General features: G+C 42.5%; 1 protein-coding gene. It reads right to left on the bottom strand.

The genetic code is table 11. The annotated features are described in order from the left end of the window. A partial coding sequence (locus CHH91_RS19820; RefSeq protein WP_176465909.1) for a PTS sugar transporter subunit IIA occupies positions 1 to 132 on the bottom strand: 132 nt, incomplete at its 3' end. Positions 133 to 212: the final 80 nt, after the last annotated feature.

Here is a 212-nt window from a genome sequence, read left to right as displayed (position 1 = left end):
AAAGCCTTCTTTTGATTCGATTGCCCCGTTTTTGGCAAGCAATTCGATTAACTCTTTAATTGCTTCTTCTTTTGAGGTGGCGCTTAAATCAAGCTTGATCACATCTTTATGCAATAACTCCGCTAGCTTCATTGGCCTATTTCCCCTTTCACTCACTGAGCTTGTACAACGGTGCTTTGCCTGTTGAACCGAAAAGCGCCATTTTTTGACGC

The organism is Virgibacillus sp. 7505 (genome assembly GCF_002272135.1).
Taxonomy (GTDB): domain Bacteria; phylum Bacillota; class Bacilli; order Bacillales; family Amphibacillaceae; genus Terribacillus.
The sequence above is the reverse complement of the archived record's forward strand: the minus strand, read 5'-3'. Positions and strand labels throughout refer to the sequence as shown.